Source organism: Rathayibacter sp. VKM Ac-2801 (genome assembly GCF_009834245.1).
GTDB lineage: Bacteria > Actinomycetota > Actinomycetes > Actinomycetales > Microbacteriaceae > Rathayibacter.
The window spans coordinates 1,502,060-1,519,862 of record NZ_CP047183.1; the positions used below are offsets into that span (position 1 = coordinate 1,502,060).

Consider the following 17,803-nt stretch of genomic DNA (forward strand, 5'->3'; position numbering starts at 1 on the left):
GTCCGTCCGGACGGCGGCCCTCCGCGCGCCGCTGGCGCCAGTCAGAACCGGGAACACCCTCGTGGTCATCGATCCGAACGAACCGTACGTCCTCGCCGCCCCCTCCGTGGTCGCCGGCCTGGACTATTGGCGCGAGCTCGAGATCAAGCAGCAGCCGCAGTGGCCCGATGCGGAGGCCGTGCGAGCGGCGTCCGCCGAGGTGGCCGCGCTCCCTCCGCTGGTGTTCGCCGGCGAGGTCGACCAGCTGCGCGAGAGGCTCGGAGCCGCGGCCCGCGGCGAGGCGTTCCTCCTGCAGGGCGGCGACTGCGCCGAGACCTTCGCCGGAGCGACCGCCGAGCAGATCCGCAACCGCGTCAAGACCGTGCTGCAGATGGCCGTCGTCCTCACCTACGGCGCGAGCATGCCCGTCATCAAGATGGGCCGGATGGCCGGCCAGTTCGCGAAGCCGCGCTCGAGCGACCTCGAGACCCGCGGCGACGTGACCCTGCCCGCCTACCGCGGCGACATCGTCAACGGCTACGACTTCACCCCGGAGTCGCGCGCCGCGGACCCGCGCCGCATCGTGCAGGGCTACCACACCGCCGCCTCGACGCTGAACCTCATCCGCGCCTTCACGCAGGGCGGATTCGCCGACCTGCGCCTCGTCCACTACTGGAACAAGGGCTTCACCGAGAACCCGCAGAACCAGCGCTACGAGCAGCTGGCCCGCGAGATCGACCGCGCGGTCAAGTTCATGGTGGCGTGCGGGGCCGATTTCGAGGGCATGAAGCGCACCGAGTTCTACACCGGCCACGAGGGCCTACTGATGGACTACGAGCGCCCCATGACGCGCATCGACTCGCGGACCGGCACGCCGTACAACACCTCCAGCCACTTCATCTGGATCGGGGAGCGCACCCGCGACCTCGACGGCGCGCACGTCGACTTCCTGTCCCGCGTGCGCAACCCGATCGGCGTGAAGCTCGGTCCGTCGACCACGCCCGAGACGATGCTCGAGCTGATCGACAAGCTCGACCCCGAGCGGGAGCCCGGTCGCCTGACCTTCATCACCCGCATGGGTGCCGGGAAGATCCGCGACTCCCTCCCGCCGCTGCTCGAGGCCGTCAAGCGCAGCGACGCACTGCCGCTGTGGGTGACCGACCCGATGCACGGCAACGGGCTGACGACGCCCACCGGCTACAAGACCCGTCGCTTCGACGACGTGGTCGACGAGGTCAAGGGCTTCTTCGAGGCGCACCGCGCGGCGGGGACGCACCCCGGCGGCATCCACGTCGAGCTCACGGGCGACGACGTCACCGAGTGCCTCGGCGGCTCGGAGCACATCGACGAGGCGACGCTCGCCACCCGGTACGAGTCGGTCTGCGACCCGCGCCTGAACCACATGCAGTCGCTGGAGCTCGCGTTCCTCGTGGCGGAGGAGCTCCGGGGCCGCGCGATCTGATCCCGACCGCCGGTCGAGTCCCCGCCGCGGGGCTCGACCGGCGGCGTCAGGTCGTGATGGTGATCGACAGCTGGATCGTCGTGCCGCGCTGCACGAGATCGCCGGCCTTGTTGGACTGGTTCGTGACCTTGGTCAGCTCGTTCGGAGCCGCGTCGATCAGCGGGCCGAGGGTCGTCAGCGAGTAGCTCCACGACAGGTCCGCCGCCTCGAGGGCCGCCTTCGCCTCGTCGCGGTTCATCCCCACGACGTTCGGCACGGCGACCGGCTCCGGCCCCTTCGACACGACCACCGAGATCGTGTCGCCGGTCACGGCGGGTGCCTCCGGGTTCGCCTGCGTGAGGACGACGCCCGCGGCCACCGTGTCGCTCCAGTCCTCACCGCTGCGGTCGAGGGCGAGACCGGCCGCCTCCGCCTTCGCCGTCGCGTCGTCGATCGACAGGCTGACGACGTTCGGGATCGGTCCGAGGCTCACCACCATCGAGATGGTGCTGGTCTCCGACATCGTCTCGGGCAGCGCCGATCCGTCCGGCAGCGACGCGGAGACGACGACACCCGCGTCGACGTCGGCGTCGAAGATCTTCGAGACGTCGCCGACGGTGAACGAGCCGCCCGTCACCGCGGCGGCGGCGTCGGCCTCCGAGAGGCCGGCGAGCGAGGGGACCGGCAGCTGGCGCGGTCCGCTCGAGACGGTCAGGGTGATGACGGAGCCCTTGTGCACCCCCTGCCCGCCGGGCGGATCGGAGCTCACCACCGTCCCTGCGGGCACGGTGAGGTCCGGCGTCTCCTGCGGCTGCACCTCGAAGCCCTGCGCCTGCAGCTGGGCGGTCGCGTCCTGCTGCGACTGGCTGACGACGTCCGGGATCGACACGATCGCCCCGGGCCCCTCGCCGAACCACCAGGCCGTCCCGCCGCCGATGAGCGCCAGGAGGAGTACGACCACCGTGAGCAGGACGCCGCGGCGCCGTCGGACGCGGCGCCTGCTCGCGAGCCGGGCGACGGTGTCGTCGTCCTCGTCGACCACGAGCACCGCTCCGGCGGCCGGCGCCGGGTCGAAGACCGAGGTCTGCCCGGGTTCCGCCGGATCGAAGACGGCCGTCGCCGGCGCCGGCTCGGCAGCCGGTGCCGGGAGCGGGGTGACCGCCTGCGTGTCGCCGCGGCGGTCGGTCGGCGTGATGCCCATGAGGCGCTCGGCCTCGAGCAGCTGCGCGAGCATGACGCCGGCGTCGCGGGGCCGCATGTCGGGATCGCGCTCGGTCGCCCAGAGGACGAGCTCGTCGAGCGAGGTGGGCACGGAGGCGACCGTCGCGCTGGGGTAGGGGACGGAGTCGTTCGCGTGCTGGTAGGCGATCTGCATCGGCTGCTCGCCCGTGAAGGGCTGCTCGCCGGTCAGCATCTCGTAGATCATGATCCCGATGGCGTAGATGTCGCTGCGGGTGTCAGCGGTGCCGCGGGTGACCAGCTCGGGGGAGAGGTAGGCGATCGTGCCGAGGAGCGCCTGGCCGGAGGCGGTGTTGGCGGAGGCGGCGCGCGCGAGGCCGAAGTCGCCGATCTTGATCCGGCCGTCGTCGGCGAGGAGGACGTTCTCGGGCTTGAGGTCGCGGTGCAGGATCCCGGCGCGGTGCGCGGCGGCGAGTCCCGAGAGCACGGAGTGCATGATGTCGACGACCTGCTGGGCGGTCAGCCGGCCGCGCTCCTTGAGCAGGTCGCGCAGGGTGATCCCGGGGAGGTACTCCATCACGAGGTAGGCCATGTCCGAGTCCTGGCCCTGGTCGAAGACGCTGACCACGTTCGGGTGGGCGAGGCGGGCGGCGGAGCGCGCCTCCTGGACGAAGCGGTTCTTGAACGTCGCGTCGTCGGAGAGGTGGCCGTGCATGACCTTCATCGCCACGCGGCGCTCGAGGCGCTGGTCGTGCGCGAGGTAGACCGTCGCCATGCCGCCGCGGGCGATCCTCGAGCGCACCTCGTACCGGCCGTCGACGAGACGGCCGAGGAGGGGGTCGAGCTGGCTGGTGGTCACGCGACGAGTCTAGGCAAGACCCCCGGGGGAACCGGTGAGCGACGCCCGGGCGGCGCAGGACGAGCCCAGCACCTTCTCCGGGGCCGCCGCAGTCGACGGCCCCCCGGGCTCGTGGCAGTCTTGACGCGTGACCGACTCGTCCGCTTCCCCCGCCGCCTCGACCGATTCCGAGCTCGAGTGGCTGACCGTCCCCGACCTCGTGGAGCTGACCGGGCTCGGCGCCGGCCGGGTCCGCCGCCTCCTCGAGGAGCGCCACCTGCTCGGCACCCGCCGCGACGGCGTGCTGAAGGTCCCCGCCCTCTTCCTCCGCGACGGGGAGCCGATGAGCGAGATCCGCGGCACCGCGATCCTGCTCGCCGACTCCGGCTTCACCGACGACGAGGCGGTCGACTGGCTGCTGACCGTCGAGGAGAGCCTGGGCACGAGCCCGATCGTCGCCCTCCGCGCCGGCCGCAAGGCCGAGGTCAGGCGGGTCGCCCAGGCCCTGGCCTGATCCGCGGGTCCGCTCCTAGGAGGTGCGGACCGTGACCTGGGCGGCCAGATCGCGCAGCTCCGCCACGCCGTCCGCCCGGAGCGGCGCGTCGGGGAGGACCGCGACGGCCGCGGCCACCTCCTGGTCGATGCGCTCCTCGAGCCGCTCGAGAGCGCCGCTGCCCGCGATGATCTCCTGCGCTCGCGCGATAGCCGCCGCGTCGGCGTCGCTCCGGCCCACGACCGCGTCGAGCTCGGCCCGCTCGCTCGGCGAGCAGGCGCCGCGGGCGAGGCCGAGCAGCACGGTGCGCTTGCCCTCGCGCAGATCGTCGCCGGCGGGCTTGCCCGTCACGGCCGGATCCCCGAAGACTCCGAGGACGTCGTCGCGCAGCTGGAAGGCGATGCCGACCGGGAGCCCGAAGCGCCGCAGCGCGTCGAGCTGGGCGTCGTCGCCGCCGGCGAGGGAGCCGCCGATCGCCAGCGGTGCCTCGATGCTGTACTTCGCGCTCTTGTAGACCACCACCCGCTCCGCCCGCTGCAGGTGCTCGTGCTCGGGGTGCTGCACCCAGGCGCTCTCCTCGAGGATGTCGAGGTACTGGCCCAGCGTGACCTCGGTGCGCATCAGGTTGAACTCGGCGCGCGCGCGCTCGGCCGCGATGCGGTCGCCCAGCGACCACTCCGCCGCGGCGAAGATCTCGTCCGACCAGACCAGGAGGAGGTCGCCGAGGAGGATCGCGGAGGAGCGGCCGAACTCATCGCGGTCGCCGGTCCAGCCGCCGTCCGCGTGCAAGGAGGAGAAGCGCCGATGCGCCGCGGGGGCGCCGCGGCGGGTGTCGGAGTTGTCGATCACGTCGTCGTGGACGAGGGCGGCGGCGTGGAACAGCTCCAGGCCGGCCCCCACCCTCGCGATCGGATCGGAGCCGCTCGGATGGGCCTCGCTCGAGACGCTCGAGACCGCGTTCCAGCCCGCCTCGCAGAAGCGCGCGCGGAACCGCTTGCCCCCGCTGAGAAAGTCCCGCGAAAGGTCGCCGAGAGCGGAGACGTCCTCTCCTATGGAGCGCAGAATTGGCGTGCGCCCGGTGAGGAATTCATCGATTCGGAGCTGGACGCGATCGACCAGTCGAGAGCTGTGGTTCACCCGACCAGCCTATGCACCGAAGGTGCCTGGTGCCTGCGTCGGGCTCGGTCTACACTGAAGCGCCGCCCGACCGGTCGAGCCCAGACGCCGCCTATTCCGGTGCCGATCCCCGAAAGGATCGGCGCCACACCCTGAAGGGGTCACGATGCCGCTTTCGGAACACGAGCAACGGCTCCTCGATGAGATGGAGCGGAACCTCTACCAGAACGACGCCGATTTCGTAGCGGCTGTCGGCAAGGGGCGCGGCGGCACCAACTACCGGGCGCTCGTGCTCGGCATCCTCTTCGGCATCCTCGGTCTCGCCGTGCTCGTCGCGGGCGTGGTCGTGCGCCAGCCCCTCGTCGGCATCCTCGGCTTCGCCTTCATGCTCGGCGGCGTGATCGTGGCCATGCGCCCGGCCGCCGGCGGCGCCTCCGAGCCCGGCCTGCCGGACGTGGGCCGTCCGTCGAAGCCCCGCTCGGGCAACCGCCAGGGCTCCGGCTTCATGGACCGTCTGAACGACAGGTGGGACAACCGCGGAGACGGGCGCGGCTAGCCCCCCTCCGCTCCACCACTGGGTCGATCCTCACGGATCGGCCCTTTTTTCGTGCCCGCGGCCTCCCTCCCGCCGCATTCCTCCTCCACTTCGCCCCACTGTCGCGATTCCGCGGGAACACGCGGATGACCGGGGCCTCTGCGGCGCGCCCCACCTCGCGCCGGGGTTGTGAGTGGGGGGAAGTGGAGTACTGTGGAGGACACACCATCCTTGGCCGGAAGAAGTGGGGGGCAGTCCGTGTTCCTCGGCACCTATTCCCCCAAGCTCGACGAGAAGGGCCGCGTGATCCTCCCCGCCAAGTTCCGCGACGAGCTCTCCTCCGGAGTCGTCGTCACGCGCGGCCAGGAGCGGTGCCTATACGTGTTCAGCCAGGCCGAGTTCGAGGTCATGCACGAGAAGATCCGGCAGGCGCCGGTGACCAGCAAGCAGGCGCGGGACTTCCTCCGGGTGTTCCTGTCCGGCGCGAGCGCCGAGACGCCGGACAAGCAGAACCGCGTGACCCTCCCGGCTCCGCTGCGCGCCTACGCCGGCCTCGACCGCGACCTCACCGTCATCGGGGCGGGCAACCGCGCCGAGATCTGGGCGCAGGGCGCCTGGGAGACCTACCTGCAGGAGCAGGAGTCCGTGTTCTCCGACACCCAGGAGGAGGTGATCCCCGGCCTGTTCTAGGTCCTGTCGCGCGACTCCCAGCCACTCGGCGCCCGGACGCACCTTCCCCGGTGTCCGGACGCGAGGTGGATGGGGATCGGACGACAGGAACGGGAACGGCGGGACCGCCATGGCAGAGAACACTCCGAAGGACGCTCCGCGCCCGACCGAGGAGCGGCACCTCCCGGTGCTGCTGGAGCGCTGCGTCGAGCTCCTGGCTCCGGCGCTGGAGCGCGACGGAGCGGTCGTCGTCGACGCGACGCTCGGCATGGGCGGGCACTCGCTCGCGCTGCTCGAGCGCTTCCCGGGTCTGCGCCTCGTGGGCCTGGACCGCGATCCCGAGGCGCTGCAGCTCGCGGGGGAGCGGCTCTCCGCCCACGCCTCGCGGATCGATCTCGTGCACGCCGTCTACGACGAACTGCCCGACGTGCTCGACGAGCTGGGCATCGACACGATCGACGGCGCGCTCTTCGACCTCGGCGTCTCCTCGCTCCAGCTCGACGAGACCGAGCGCGGCTTCTCCTACTCCAAGGACGCCCCGCTGGACATGCGGATGGACGCGACCGCCCCGCTCACGGCGGCGAGCATCCTCGCCGACTACGACGAGACCGCCCTGCGCCGCATCTTCCACGAGTACGGCGAGGAGCGGCTCGCCGCGCGCTACGCCAAGAAGATCGTCGAGGCCCGCCGCGAGGCTCCGCTGGAGCGCTCCGGCCGTCTGGTCGAGATCATCCAGGCGGCGACCCCGGTCGCGATCCAGCGGAACGGCCACCCCGCGAAGCGCGTCTTCCAGGCGCTGCGGATCGAGGTCAACCAGGAGCTCTCCGTCCTCGAGCGGGCGATCCCCGCCGCCCTGGGCCGGATCAACGAGGGCGGGCGGATCGTCGTCGAGGCGTACCAGTCGCTCGAGGACCGCATCGTCAAGCGCGCGCTCCAGGCCGCGTCCTCCTCCACCGCCCCGCCCGGCCTCCCCATGGAGCTGCCGGAGCACCGACCCGAGTTCCGACTCGTCATCCGCGGAGCCGAGCTCGCCTCCGACGATGAGAAGGCCCGCAACCCCCGAGCGACACCCGTGCGTCTGCGCGCGGCCGAGAGGATCAGGAGCACCGCATGAGCGCCACCGCCGTCATCGACCCCGCCGTCATCGACACCGCCCGCCGGGCACGCCCCGAGGAGGAGGCGCCCCGCCCCCGCATCGAGGCCGTCCCGGCAGGCCAGGCGCAGTCGCGCCCGAAGCTCGTCTACGGGATCGTCGCGGTCGCCGGCCTGTTCGCGATCATCGTCGTCCAGCTCCTGGTGAGCGTCGGCCTCTCGCAGGGGGCCTACCAGATCTCGGCGCTGCAGACCGAGCAGAAGTCGCTCACCCGCAGCAACGCGGAGAAGCAGGACGCCGTCGACACCCTGAGCTCGCCGCAGAACCTCGCCACCGCCGCGCAGGGCCTGGGCATGGTCGCCAACACCGCTCCGGTCTACCTCCGGCTCTCGGACGGCGCCGTGCTGGGCGACCCCTCCTCCGCCGCGTCGAGCGAGGTCGCGGGCACCGCCTCCGCGCCGCTCGTGCCCAACGCCCTCGTCCCGGCTCTCCAGCCCGGCGCGAGCGCGCCCTCCCCGGCTGTCGACGGTGCGGCCGTACCGTTGCAGGGCGAGCTGCCCGCGCCCATCACGCACTGACGCACGGCGTCGCGGTCCGCCTCCGCGCGGGCACCCGTCCCGCGGGGCGCACGACGACCATCCGGACCCGACGAACGGCGGCCCGCCCGCCCGGAGCAAGAAGGACACCGCCGCAGTGAGACACCACCGCTCGAGCAGACGCCGCACGGCCGTCACGTTCGTGATCATCGTCGCCGTCGTCGGACTCTTCATCGGCAAGCTGGTGGACATCCAGATCGTCCGGGCGAACGAGCTCACCGATGCGGCCGCCCAGAACCAGTCGAACAGCGTCGTCACCTACGGCCAGCGCGGCCCGATCGTGGACCGCTCGGGGACGGTGCTCGCCGACACCACCACGCGCTACCGGCTGACGACCTCGCCGAAGAACGTGGCCGAGTTCCCGCGCGAGCTGGGCGAGGACCAGAAGGTGATGGTCAGCGTGCAGCAGGCCGCCTCCGAGATCGGCGCGATCACCGGCCAGTCCGTCGAGCAGATCACCGGGGCCGTCGACGCGGCCCTCGCGAAGGACGCGAAGGCCAACTACCTGATCCTCGCGGAGGGGCTCGACCTCGAGGCGTACCAGAAGCTCGTCGCGCTCGACATCCCGTGGACCTACTTCGAGACCCAGCAGGGCCGCAGCTACCCCAACGGCGCGGTGGCCGGCAACCTCGTCGGCTACGTCGGAGCGGACGGAGCGGCCCAGGAGGGCATGGAGTACGCGGAGAACACCTGCCTCGCGGGGCAGAACGGGTCCGAGAGCTACGAGCGCAGCGCCGACTACGTCCGGATCCCGGGCAGCACCGTCTCGGAGACCCCGGCCGTCGACGGCGGGACGCTGAAGCTCACCATCGACTCCGACCTCCAGTACTACTCCCAGCAGGTCCTCTCGCAGCGCGTCGCCGAGGTCGGCGGCAGCTACGGGATCGTCGTGGTGCAGGAGGTCAAGACCGGCAAGCTGCTCGCCGTGGCCGAGACTCCGACCGTCGACCCCAACAACGTCGAGGCGAGCGCCTCCGCCGACCGCAGCTCGCGCGCCTTCCGCGCGCCGTTCGAGCCGGGCTCGACCTTCAAGCCGATGACGGCCGCGATGCTGATCGACCAGGGCCAGGCGGGCCCGACGACCCAGGTCGTCGTCCCGGACTCCTTCGAGAAGGACGGCGCCTCGTTCAGCGACGACTTCGCGCACACCCCCACGAACTACACGCTGACCGGAATCCTCAAGGACTCGTCGAACGTCGGCATCTCGATGCTCGGCTCCCGCCTGTCGGCGCAGACCCGCTACGACTACCTGCAGAAGTTCGGGCTCGGCACGCCCACCACGAGCGGCTTCCCCGGCGAGGAGGGCGGCCTGCTCGCCGACTACCAGGACTGGGACAACCAGACGAACTACACGACGATGTTCGGCCAGGGCGTCTCGGCGACCGCCGTGCAGGTCGCGAGCATCTACCAGACGCTCGGCAACGGCGGAGTGCGGCTCCCGTCGCAGCTGATCGACGGCTGCACCACGGCCGACGGCTCCGTCGTCGACGTGCCCGACGCGACGGGCACCCAGGTGGTGACGAGCGCGGCCGCGAAGCAGGTCGTCGACATGCTCCAGACCCACTACAACGAGGGCTGGCTGGCGAACGACATCCACGTCGACGGCTACAACATCGCCACCAAGACCGGAACCGCGCAGCAGCCGGACGGCAAGGGCGGCTACTCGAAGAGCTACACCGTCTCGCTCGCCGGGCTCGCGCCGGCGGAGGACCCGGAGTACGTCGTGACGGTCACCATCGCCGATCCGGTTAAGATGAACACGTCCCAGGCGACGGCTCCCGTCTTCCAGCAGGTCATGACCCAGGTGCTCAAGACCAATCGGGTGGAGCCGTCCACGGTGCCGCCCGTCGAGTACCCCACGACGTGGTGAGCCCCGCCGGGACCACGATCCACGCATCAGAACGAGAGAAAGAGCGGGCAGTGCACGACCCTCGCCCGCAGTCCTCCCTCCGCCCCGAGCACCCCGTGCCGCGGAGCCTCTCGCAGCTCGTCGCCGAGTTCTCCCTCGGCCCGGTCCGCGGCCTCGAGGGCGTCGAGGTGAGCGGAGTCACGCTGGACTCGAACCAGGTCGAGTCCGGAGACCTCTACGTCGGTGTCGCAGGACGTCGTGCCCATGGCGCGGCCTTCGCGTCCGCGGCCGCGGCGTCCGGAGCCGTCGCCGTGCTGACCGATCCCGCCGGAGCGGAGTTCGCCGCCGACAGCGGCCTGCCCGTGCTGGTGACCCCCGACCCGCGGGCCGCCCTCGGCGACGTCGCCGCCTGGATCCACCGCACCCGCGAGGACGTCCCGACGCTCTTCGGCGTGACGGGGACCAACGGCAAGACGAGCGTCGTCTACATCCTCGATGCGCTGCTGCGCCGGCTCGGAGTCGTCTCGGGTCTGAGCTCCACCGCCGAGCGCCGGATCGGCGACGTCGCGGTGGTGAGCTCCCTGACCACTCCCGAGGCGAGCGAGCTGCACGGCCTGCTCGCGCGGATGCGCGAGTCCGCCGTCCGCGCGGTCTCCATCGAGGTCTCGGCGCAGGCGCTCACGAGGCACCGGATCGACGGGCTCGTCTTCGACGTCGTCGGCTTCACCAATCTCAGCCACGACCACCTCGACGACTACACGGATCTGCGCGAGTACTTCGAGGCCAAGGCCGACCTCTTCGAGCCGGAGCGCGCACGCCGCGGCGTCGTCACTGTCGACAGCGCGTGGGGGCGCGAGCTCGCCGAGCGCAGCCGCATCCCCGTCGCGACGCTCGCCGGCTCGCCGGTCGTCGGGGTCGCCCCGACGACGCCCGCCGACTGGTCGATGACGGTGCTGGACGCGACGCCCGACAGCACCACCTTCCGCCTGGAGGGGCCCGAGAACCGCTCCGTCGTCGTCACCGTCTCGCTGATCGGCTGGTACATGGCGTCCAACGCCGCACTGGCGATCGTGATGCTGGTGGAGTCGGGCTTCGACCTGGACGCCATCGCGCACGCGCTCGAGGACAGCCGTCTCGACGTCTACATCCCGGGCCGCGCCGAGCTCGTCTCGGGGGAGCGCGGACCGCGCGTCTACGTCGACTACGGCCACACCCCGGACGCGTTCCAGAACGCGCTCGAGGCACTGCGGGCCATCACGCCCGGCCGCCTGTTCATGGTGTTCGGGGCGGACGGGGACCGCGACACGACCAAGCGGGGCGACATGGGCGCCATCGCCGCACGTCTCGCCGACGTCGTGGTCGTCACCGACTTCCACCCGCGCTGGGAGGATCCGGCCGCCATCCGCGCCGCGCTCCTCCAGGGCGCCCGGGCCGCCGTGCCCGACCGGGAGATCCACGAGATCGCCGACCCGCGTGCCGCCGTGCGCGCCGCCGTCGCCCTCGCGCGCGAAGGGGACTCGATCCTCTACGCCGGGCCCGGCCACGAGGACCACCAGGAGATCGCAGGAGTGCACATGCCGTATTCGGCCAGAGACGACGTCCGGCACGCGCTGCGCGAGGCGGGCTGGCTGTAGATGATCGCGCTCACCCTCACCGAGATCGCCGAGGCCGTCTCCGGACGCCTCCACCTGGCCGGCTCGTCCGCCACGGCCGCCACCGTGATCGACGGAGCGACCGAGACCGACTCCCGCGAGATCGCGCCCGGCGGGATCTTCGTCGCCAAGCGCGGCGAGCACACGGACGGCCACCTCTTCGCGCCCGCCGCCCTCGAGCGCGGTGCCGCACTCCTCATCGTGGAGCGCCCGCTCGACCTCGACGTGCCGCAGATCCTCGTCGACGACTCCGTCGAGGCGCTCGGCGCCCTGGCGACCGAGGTCGTCCGCCGCGTCCGCGCGAAGGGCGGACTCACGGTCATCGGCGTCACCGGCTCGAACGGCAAGACGACGACCAAGAACCTCCTCCGCACCGTCCTCGAGCGGGTCGGCGAGACGGTCGCGCCGCGCGGATCCTTCAACAACGAGGTCGGCGCGCCGATCACGATGCTCCAGGTGTCCGAGTCGACGCGCTTCCTCGTCGCCGAGATGGGCGCGAGCGCGGTCGGCGAGATCCGCCGCCTCGTCCGGATGGCCAGGCCCGACGTCGGCGTCGTCCTCGCCGTGGGCCTCGCTCACGCCGGCGAGTTCGGCGGGATCGAGCGCACGCTCGAGGCCAAGACCGAGATGGTCGCCGACCTCACGGCCGACGACGTCGCCGTGCTGAACGCCGACGACGGCCGGGTCGCCTCGATGGCGGGCCGCACCGCCGCCCGGGTCCTCTGGTTCGGCCGCGGCGAGAGCGCGGACGTCCGCGCCGTCGACATCGACGCGACCGCCGACGGCACCCGCTTCGCCATCGAGGTCTCCGCGGGGGAGGGCCGCGAGGCCGCTCGCGCCGAGCTCCTGCTGCGCGTCCTCGGCGAGCACCACGTGATGAACGCCCTCGCGGCGACCGCCGCCGCGCTCTCCGTCGAAGTGGCGCTGCCCGCGATCGTCGACGCGCTCGCGACCGTCACTCTCGCCGAGCGCGGCCGCATGGAGGTCCTGGGCGGCGAGGACGTCCGCGTCATCAACGACGCGTACAACGCGAGCCCCGACTCCACCGCGGCCGCCCTGCGCACCCTCGCCCAGATCGCGAAGCCCGGGGGGCGCACCGTCGCCGTCCTGGGCGAGATGAGCGAGCTCGGCGAGTGGGCGGACGAGGAGCACGAGCGCGTGGGCCTGCTGGCCGTCCGCCTCAACATCTCCCAGATCGTGGTGGTGGGCCGGGGCGCCCGCCGGATCCACGTCGCGGCCGAGCGCGAGGGGTCGTGGAGCGGTGAGTCCGTCTTCGCGGAGACCTCCGACGAGGCGTTCGACCTCCTCGAGGACTACCTGCAACCCGGCGACACCGTGCTGGTCAAGTCGTCCAACTCCGCGGGGCTGCGCTTCCTCGCCGACCGTCTCGGGGAGCGTCACCGATGAGGGCACTCCTCCTGTCCGGCGCGTTCTCCGGAGCCTTCACGCTCCTGATGACGCCCCTGTTCATCCGCCTCTTCCACCGCCTGCAGTGGGGGCAGTTCATCCGCGAGGACGGACCGAAGTCGCACCACGTCAAGCACGGCACGGCGACGATGGGCGGCATCGTCATCATCATCGGCACCGTGGTCGGCTACTTCCTCGGGATGCTGTTCGGCAACCGGGCCATCGCGCCGTCGGCCCTGCTGGTGCTCTTCATGATGGTCGGGCTCGGACTCGTGGGCTTCGTCGACGACTTCCTCAAGACCCGCAACCAGCGCAGCCTCGGCCTCGGCGGCTGGGCGAAGATCGCCGGCCAGATCATCGTCGCCGCGGCCTTCGCCGTGATCGCGATCATGGTCCGCGACTCCAACGGGCTCACCCCCGCCTCGACCTCGATCTCGTTCATCCGCGACCTGCCGTTCGACTTCGCCTCCCTCGGCTGGATCGGCATCGGCCTGTTCGTGCTGTGGATCTGCATCATCGTCACCAGCACGTCGAACGGCGTGAACGTCGCCGACGGGCTCGACGGACTCGCGACCGGATCCTCGATCCTCGCGATCGGGTCCTACGTCATCATCGGGTTCTGGCAGTCGAACCAGTGGTGCTTCGACCAGCACCTCAACCCCGAGGTCGTCGACAAGTGCTACCAGGTGAGCGATCCGTTCGACCTGGCGATCATCGCGGCCGCCGTCTCCGGCGCCCTGGTGGGCTTCCTCTGGTGGAACACCTCGCCGGCGCAGATCTTCATGGGCGACACCGGCTCGCTCGGCCTCGGCGGCGCGCTCGCAGCCCTGGCGATCCTCACCCGCACCGAGCTGCTCGTCATCCTCATCGGCGGCCTGTTCGTCATCGTGACCGGATCGGTCATCCTCCAGCGGATCTACTTCAAGCTGACCCGGGGCAAGCGCATCTTCCTGATGAGCCCGCTGCACCACCACTTCGAGCTCAAGGGCTGGGCCGAGATCACCGTGGTGGTCCGGTTCTGGATCATCGCCGGCATCTTCGTCGCCGCCGGCGTCGGGCTCTTCTACCTGGAATGGCTGTCGCTGGCATGACCGATCCCGCCCGTCCCGACTCCCTCCGCAGCTGGCACTCGGACTGGCGGGGCCTGCGCGTCGCCGTGCTGGGCCTGGGCGTCACCGGGTTCTCGGTGGCCGACACGCTGACCGAGCTCGGCTCCGAGGTGCTGGTCCTCGCCGACCGCGCCGACGAGGAGCGCGAGCGCCTGCTCGAGGTGATCGGCGCCCGCCTGCACCGGGCCGACCGCCTCGACTCCGCTCCGGAGGAGCTGCTCTCGTTCGCACCGGAGCTGGTCGTGGTGTCGCCCGGCTTCCGGCCGACGCACCCGATCCTCGTGTGGGCGGCGGAGTCCGGGATCCCCGTGTGGGGCGACGTCGAGCTCGCCTGGCGCGTCCGCGACAAGGTCGTGCGCGCCGACGGCACTCCGGCCGACTGGGTGGCCGTCACCGGCACCAACGGGAAGACCACGACCGTCCAGCTCACGGCGACGATGCTCGTGGCCGGCGGCCTCCGCGCCGCTCCCTGCGGCAACATCGGCGTCCCCGTGCTCGACGCGGTCCGCGACCCGCAGGGCTTCGACGTCCTCGTCGTGGAGCTCTCGAGCTACCAGCTACACTACCTGGGCGCGATCGAGCCGATCGCGAGCACGTGCCTCAACATCGCCGACGACCACCTCGACTGGCACGGCTCGTTCGAGGCCTACCGCGCGGCCAAGGGCAAGGTCTACGCGGGCACCCGCGTCGCCTGCGTGTACAACCGCGCCGACGCGGCGACCGAGCAGATGGTGCTCGACGCCGAGGTGGTGGAGGGCGCCCGCGCGATCGGGTTCGGCCTCGGCGTCCCCGGCCCGAGCGACTTCGGGATCGTCGACGGCATCCTCTGCGACCGCGCCTTCCTCGAGGACCGTCGCACCAGCGCGCTCGAGATCACCACCGTGGACGAGCTCGCCGCACGCCACCTCGCCGCTCCGCACATCGTCCAGAACGTGCTCGCCGCAGCGGCGCTCTCCCGAGCGTGCGGGATCGAGGTCGCGGCCGTCCGGACGGCGCTGGCGGCCTTCGAGCTCGACGCCCACCGCATCCAGGTCGTCGCCGAGCGCGACGGGGTGACCTGGGTGAACGACTCCAAGGCCACGAACCCGCACGCCGCAGACGCCTCGCTGCGCGCGTACCCGTCGGTCGTCTGGGTCGTCGGAGGGCTGCTCAAGGGAGTCGACGTGGACGCCCTCGTGGCCGCGCACGTCGGCCGCCTGCGGGGCGCCGTGGTGATCGGCGCCGACCGCTCGGCGCTGCTCGGGGCATTCCGACGACACGCGCCCGCCCTCCCCGTGAGCGAGGTGGTGCCGGACGACACTGGTGCGGTGATGCAGGCGGCCGTCGAGGCCGCCGCGACGCTCGCCCGCTCGGGGGACGTCGTCCTGCTCGCACCCGCCGCGGCCTCGATGGACCAGTTCCTCGACTACGCGGCTCGGGGCCGCTCCTTCGCGGCCGCCGTGGCGACATACCTGGGAGGGGGAGCCGATGACCGCTCCGACGACGAGCCGCCCCTCGGGCCGCTCGCGCACTGAGCCGCGCGGGAAGGACCGGGGCGGGGCGCGCTCCGCGCGGATCGTCCTGTCGAAGGTCTTCGCGTCCCACTCGCCGAACTTCTACCTCCTCTTCGGCACCACGCTCTTCCTGGTGCTGTTCGGGCTGACGATGGTGCTCTCCTCCTCCTCGGTCACCTCCTACGTGTCGAGCGACGACTCCTTCGGCGGCTTCCTGCGCCAGGGCGGGTTCGCCCTCCTCGGGATCCCGATGATGCTGGTGGTCTCACGGCTGCCCCTCGGCGTGTGGAAGCGCGTGACGCCGATCCTGCTCATCGCCGGCTGCGTCCTCCAGTGCCTCGTGCTCTTCACGCCGCTCGGCGACTCCGTCGGCGGGAACCGCAACTGGATCCGCCTCGGCGCCTTCAGCATGCAGCCCTCCGAGATCATCAAGCTCGCCCTCGCCCTCTGGCTGGGGCTCCTGCTCGCCCGCCGCTACCGGTCGCCCAAGGACTGGAAGGACGCGCTCATCCCCGTCCTGATCGTCGGCGGCGCCGCGATCGGCCTGGTCCTCATCGGCGGCGACCTGGGGACGGTCGTGATCATGGCGGGCATCGTCCTCGCCGCGCTCTTCTACGCGAACGTGCAGATGAAGGTCCTCGTGCCGATCGTGGTGGTCGGCGCGATCGGAGCGGTGCTGTTCGCCGTCTCCAGCGACAACCGCCTCACCCGGATCATGTCCTTCCTCGGCGACTGCTCCAACGTCGAGGAGTACCAGAACTCGTGCTGGCAGCCGGTGCACGGCACCTGGGCCATGGCCTCCGGCGGGATCTTCGGAGTGGGCCTCGGCAACTCCAAGGCCAAGTGGTCCTGGCTGCCCGCCGCCGACAACGACTACATCTTCGCCATCATCGGCGAGGAGCTCGGGCTGATCGGAGCGATCGTCGTCCTGGCGCTGTTCGTGGTCCTCGCGGTCGCCTTCTTCCGCGTCATCCACGCGTCCGCCGATCCGTTCGTGCGGATCAGCACCGGCGCGATCATGGTCTGGCTGATCGGCCAGGCGTTCGTCAACATCGGCGTGGTCCTCGGGGTGCTCCCGGTGCTGGGGGTCCCGCTGCCGCTGATCTCCTCCGGAGGCACCGCCCTGCTCAGCTCGCTCCTCGCCATCGGCGTCGTCCTCTCCTTCGCCCGCACCCAGACCGCGCCCCTGCCCGGCGCGGGCGTGCTGCGCCGCAGGAAGGCGGCGGCGGAGTGACCCGCTACCTCCTCGCCGGCGGCGGCACCGCCGGCCACGTCAATCCGCTGCTCGCGACGGCCGACGAGATCCGCTCGCGGAACCCGGACGACGAGGTGCTCGTGCTCGGCACCGCGGAGGGGCTCGAGGCCCGCCTCGTCCCCCTCCGCGGCTACGAGCTCTCGGTGATCCCGCGGCTGCCGTTCCCGCGGCGCCCGAACGCGGCGGCGCTGCGGTTCCCCGGAGCCTTCCGCGCGACCATCGCCGGCATCGTCCGGACGATCCGGGACCGGCGGATCGACGCGGTGGTCGGCTTCGGCGGGTACGCCGCGGCACCCGCCTACCTGGCGGCCCGCCGCGCCGGCGTTCCTTTCACGGTGCACGAGGCCAACGCGCGTCCCGGGCTCGCCAACCGCCTCGGCGCGCGCGCGACCCGCTCGGTCGGCGTCGCCTTCGAGGGCACGCCCCTGCCGCACGCGCGGGTCGTCGGCATGCCGCTGCGCCGAGAGATCGCCGAGCTCGACCGGGCCGCGCGCCGCGACGAGGCGATGGCCGCGCTGGGCCTCGACCCGTCCCGGCAGACCCTCCTGGTCACCGGCGGCTCCCTCGGCGCTCGACGCATCAACGCGACGGTGCACGCCGCCGCCCGGGATCTCGTCGCCACCGGCTTCCAGGTCCTTCACATCACGGGCGACCGCGCCGAGATCACGGACCCGGGCGTCGCCGGCTACCACCTCCTCGCCTACTGCGACCGGATGGACCTCGCGCTCTCGGCCGCGGACGTGGCGGTCTCCCGCGCGGGTGCGGCGACCGTCAGCGAGTTGACGGCGCTCGGCCTGCCCGCGGTCTACGTCCCGTACCCGGTCGGCAACGGCGAGCAGCGCTTCAACGCGCGCGGCGTCGTCGACGCCGGAGGAGCGGTCCTCGTCGAGGACGCCGCCTTCCTGCCCGGCTGGGTCGAGCGGGAGCTCGTGCCGCTCCTGGGCGACAGCGCCCGTCGCGACGAGATGGCGCGCAGGGCCGCCCGCGTCGGCGTCCGCGACGGCTCCGGGCGGCTCGTCGACCTGATCGAGTCGAGCCTCTCCGCACCGCGCTGAGCCCGCTCCGCGCGGCTCGGGAGAGCACTCCCACCCACCGTCTA

Annotated in this window: 15 protein-coding genes; 13 read left to right on the forward strand and 2 right to left on the reverse strand. The window is 71.9% G+C overall.

Going from position 1 to position 17,803, the window contains the following annotated elements:
* Nucleotides 1–106 precede the first annotated feature (106 nt).
* Nucleotides 107–1,441 (forward strand): 3-deoxy-7-phosphoheptulonate synthase class II, encoded by a 1,335-nt coding sequence (locus GSU45_RS06925; RefSeq protein WP_159916947.1) that lies wholly within the window; start codon nucleotides 107–109, stop codon nucleotides 1,439–1,441.
* A gap of 46 nt (nucleotides 1,442–1,487) precedes the next feature.
* On the opposite strand, the gene pknB is transcribed toward GSU45_RS06925, so the two are convergent.
* Nucleotides 1,488–3,458: a Stk1 family PASTA domain-containing Ser/Thr kinase gene (gene pknB, locus GSU45_RS06930; RefSeq protein WP_159913798.1), complete on the reverse strand. Its 1,971-nt coding sequence runs from the start codon at nucleotides 3,456–3,458 to the stop codon at nucleotides 1,488–1,490.
* 127 nt (nucleotides 3,459–3,585) lie between these two features.
* On the opposite strand from pknB, the gene GSU45_RS06935 reads away from it, so the two are divergent.
* Nucleotides 3,586–3,951, forward strand: a complete 366-nt coding sequence (locus tag GSU45_RS06935; protein WP_244248251.1) for an Rv2175c family DNA-binding protein — start codon at nucleotides 3,586–3,588, stop codon at nucleotides 3,949–3,951.
* A 15-nt stretch (nucleotides 3,952–3,966) separates the two neighbouring features.
* On the opposite strand, the gene GSU45_RS06940 is transcribed toward GSU45_RS06935, so the two are convergent.
* Nucleotides 3,967–5,067, reverse strand: coding sequence for a polyprenyl synthetase family protein (locus tag GSU45_RS06940; protein WP_159913800.1), 1,101 nt, complete (start codon nucleotides 5,065–5,067; stop codon nucleotides 3,967–3,969).
* Between the two features lie 145 nt (nucleotides 5,068–5,212).
* On the opposite strand from GSU45_RS06940, the gene GSU45_RS06945 reads away from it, so the two are divergent.
* From GSU45_RS06945 to GSU45_RS06995, 11 genes are all read left to right on the forward strand, one after another.
* Entirely contained in the window at nucleotides 5,213–5,602 is a 390-nt protein-coding gene (locus GSU45_RS06945) for a DUF3040 domain-containing protein (protein ID WP_159913803.1), read from the forward strand.
* A gap of 237 nt (nucleotides 5,603–5,839) precedes the next feature.
* On the forward strand, nucleotides 5,840–6,271 hold the full coding sequence (mraZ, locus tag GSU45_RS06950; RefSeq protein WP_104222586.1) for a division/cell wall cluster transcriptional repressor MraZ: 432 nt from the start codon (nucleotides 5,840–5,842) through the stop codon (nucleotides 6,269–6,271).
* A 109-nt stretch (nucleotides 6,272–6,380) separates the two neighbouring features.
* Nucleotides 6,381–7,364, forward strand: a complete 984-nt coding sequence (rsmH, locus tag GSU45_RS06955; RefSeq protein WP_159913805.1) for a 16S rRNA (cytosine(1402)-N(4))-methyltransferase RsmH — start codon at nucleotides 6,381–6,383, stop codon at nucleotides 7,362–7,364.
* Nucleotides 7,361–7,921: a hypothetical protein gene (locus GSU45_RS06960; RefSeq protein WP_159913807.1), complete on the forward strand. Its 561-nt coding sequence runs from the start codon at nucleotides 7,361–7,363 to the stop codon at nucleotides 7,919–7,921. The genes rsmH and GSU45_RS06960 overlap by 4 nt, the downstream gene beginning before the upstream one ends.
* A 115-nt stretch (nucleotides 7,922–8,036) precedes the next feature.
* The gene (locus GSU45_RS06965) at nucleotides 8,037–9,809 is read left to right on the forward strand and encodes a penicillin-binding protein 2 (RefSeq protein ID WP_244248252.1); all 1,773 of its coding nucleotides are present in this window, start codon (nucleotides 8,037–8,039) and stop codon (nucleotides 9,807–9,809) included.
* Nucleotides 9,810–9,859: 50 nt separating this feature from the next.
* A complete protein-coding gene (locus GSU45_RS06970; RefSeq protein WP_159913809.1) occupies nucleotides 9,860–11,422 on the forward strand; it encodes a UDP-N-acetylmuramoyl-L-alanyl-D-glutamate--2,6-diaminopimelate ligase in 1,563 nt (520 codons plus the stop codon).
* Nucleotides 11,423–12,847, forward strand: coding sequence for a UDP-N-acetylmuramoyl-tripeptide--D-alanyl-D-alanine ligase (gene murF / locus GSU45_RS06975; RefSeq protein WP_159913811.1), 1,425 nt, complete (start codon nucleotides 11,423–11,425; stop codon nucleotides 12,845–12,847).
* Nucleotides 12,844–13,938 carry a phospho-N-acetylmuramoyl-pentapeptide-transferase gene (mraY, locus tag GSU45_RS06980; protein WP_104261331.1) on the forward strand — a complete coding sequence of 365 codons (1,095 nt, stop codon included), beginning with the start codon at nucleotides 12,844–12,846 and terminating at the stop codon, nucleotides 13,936–13,938. Before murF ends, mraY begins: the two co-directional genes overlap by 4 nt.
* On the forward strand, nucleotides 13,935–15,470 hold the full coding sequence (murD, locus tag GSU45_RS06985) for a UDP-N-acetylmuramoyl-L-alanine--D-glutamate ligase (protein ID WP_159913813.1): 1,536 nt from the start codon (nucleotides 13,935–13,937) through the stop codon (nucleotides 15,468–15,470). The genes mraY and murD overlap by 4 nt, the downstream gene beginning before the upstream one ends.
* Nucleotides 15,424–16,683: a putative lipid II flippase FtsW gene (gene ftsW / locus GSU45_RS06990; protein WP_159913815.1), complete on the forward strand. Its 1,260-nt coding sequence runs from the start codon at nucleotides 15,424–15,426 to the stop codon at nucleotides 16,681–16,683. Before murD ends, ftsW begins: the two co-directional genes overlap by 47 nt.
* Complete coding sequence (locus tag GSU45_RS06995) at nucleotides 16,680–17,759, forward strand: UDP-N-acetylglucosamine--N-acetylmuramyl-(pentapeptide) pyrophosphoryl-undecaprenol N-acetylglucosamine transferase (RefSeq protein WP_159913817.1); 1,080 nt, start codon at nucleotides 16,680–16,682, stop codon at nucleotides 17,757–17,759. The genes ftsW and GSU45_RS06995 overlap by 4 nt, the downstream gene beginning before the upstream one ends.
* The last annotated feature ends 44 nt before the right edge of the window (nucleotides 17,760–17,803 follow it).

Bases quoted from the DNA above. Each gene is read 5' to 3' on its own strand.
- GSU45_RS06960 (WP_159913807.1), top strand. From the start codon at position 7,361: ATGAGCGCCACCGCCGTCATCGACCCCGCCGTCATCGACACCGCCCGC.
- murF (WP_159913811.1), top strand. From the start codon at position 11,423: ATGATCGCGCTCACCCTCACCGAGATCGCCGAGGCCGTCTCCGGACGC.
- ftsW (WP_159913815.1), top strand. From the start codon at position 15,424: ATGACCGCTCCGACGACGAGCCGCCCCTCGGGCCGCTCGCGCACTGAG.
- rsmH (WP_159913805.1), top strand. From the start codon at position 6,381: ATGGCAGAGAACACTCCGAAGGACGCTCCGCGCCCGACCGAGGAGCGG.
- GSU45_RS06945 (WP_159913803.1), top strand. From the start codon at position 5,213: ATGCCGCTTTCGGAACACGAGCAACGGCTCCTCGATGAGATGGAGCGG.
- mraY (WP_104261331.1), top strand. From the start codon at position 12,844: ATGAGGGCACTCCTCCTGTCCGGCGCGTTCTCCGGAGCCTTCACGCTC.
- murD (WP_159913813.1), top strand. From the start codon at position 13,935: ATGACCGATCCCGCCCGTCCCGACTCCCTCCGCAGCTGGCACTCGGAC.